The sequence below is a fragment of the Serratia sp. T13T92 genome (assembly GCF_047530105.1).
GTDB classification, from domain to species: Bacteria; Pseudomonadota; Gammaproteobacteria; order Enterobacterales; family Enterobacteriaceae; genus Chania; species Chania fonticola.
Genome location: NZ_JBLJAK010000109.1, coordinates 1 through 1667, shown reverse-complemented (window position 1 = coordinate 1667; position 1667 = coordinate 1). Strand labels below are relative to the sequence as shown.

The window sequence follows — 1667 nt, the reverse complement described above, 5'->3', positions numbered from 1 at the left end:
AAAAAAATATCAAGTCTTGAAGAGTGACCAAGCAGTAATTCATGCGAATGAATTATTACGAAAGTTAATTTTCGAGCATCGCTTCACGAGTTGAAGCAAATCAAGCTTTTAATTGAAGAGTTTGATCATGGCTCAGATTGAACGCTGGCGGCAGGCCTAACACATGCAAGTCGAGCGGTAGCACAGGGAGCTTGCTCCTGGGTGACGAGCGGCGGACGGGTGAGTAATGTCTGGGAAACTGCCCGATGGAGGGGGATAACTACTGGAAACGGTAGCTAATACCGCATAACGTCTTCGGACCAAAGTGGGGGACCTTCGGGCCTCACACCATCGGATGTGCCCAGATGGGATTAGCTAGTAGGTGAGGTAATGGCTCACCTAGGCGACGATCCCTAGCTGGTCTGAGAGGATGACCAGCCACACTGGAACTGAGACACGGTCCAGACTCCTACGGGAGGCAGCAGTGGGGAATATTGCACAATGGGCGCAAGCCTGATGCAGCCATGCCGCGTGTGTGAAGAAGGCCTTCGGGTTGTAAAGCACTTTCAGCGAGGAGGAAGGGTTCAGTGTTAATAGCACTGTTCATTGACGTTACTCGCAGAAGAAGCACCGGCTAACTCCGTGCCAGCAGCCGCGGTAATACGGAGGGTGCAAGCGTTAATCGGAATTACTGGGCGTAAAGCGCACGCAGGCGGTTTGTTAAGTCAGATGTGAAATCCCCGAGCTTAACTTGGGAACTGCATTTGAAACTGGCAAGCTAGAGTCTTGTAGAGGGGGGTAGAATTCCAGGTGTAGCGGTGAAATGCGTAGAGATCTGGAGGAATACCGGTGGCGAAGGCGGCCCCCTGGACAAAGACTGACGCTCAGGTGCGAAAGCGTGGGGAGCAAACAGGATTAGATACCCTGGTAGTCCACGCTGTAAACGATGTCGACTTGGAGGTTGTGCCCTTGAGGCGTGGCTTCCGGAGCTAACGCGTTAAGTCGACCGCCTGGGGAGTACGGCCGCAAGGTTAAAACTCAAATGAATTGACGGGGGCCCGCACAAGCGGTGGAGCATGTGGTTTAATTCGATGCAACGCGAAGAACCTTACCTACTCTTGACATCCACAGAACTTTCCAGAGATGGATTGGTGCCTTCGGGAACTGTGAGACAGGTGCTGCATGGCTGTCGTCAGCTCGTGTTGTGAAATGTTGGGTTAAGTCCCGCAACGAGCGCAACCCTTATCCTTTGTTGCCAGCACGTAATGGTGGGAACTCAAAGGAGACTGCCGGTGATAAACCGGAGGAAGGTGGGGATGACGTCAAGTCATCATGGCCCTTACGAGTAGGGCTACACACGTGCTACAATGGCATATACAAAGAGAAGCGAACTCGCGAGAGCAAGCGGACCTCATAAAGTATGTCGTAGTCCGGATCGGAGTCTGCAACTCGACTCCGTGAAGTCGGAATCGCTAGTAATCGTAGATCAGAATGCTACGGTGAATACGTTCCCGGGCCTTGTACACACCGCCCGTCACACCATGGGAGTGGGTTGCAAAAGAAGTAGGTAGCTTAACCTTCGGGAGGGCGCTTACCACTTTGTGATTCATGACTGGGGTGAAGTCGTAACAAGGTAACCGTAGGGGAACCTGCGGTTGGATCACCTCCTTACCTAAAGATATGCAGTT

General features: G+C 52.3%; 1 rRNA gene. It reads left to right on the top strand.

Features of this window, described 5'->3' with window-relative positions:
- Positions 1–109: 109 nt before the first annotated feature.
- Positions 110–1650: ribosomal RNA gene (locus tag ACMV5I_RS29395) — 16S ribosomal RNA — on the top strand.
- Positions 1651–1667 lie beyond the last annotated feature (17 nt).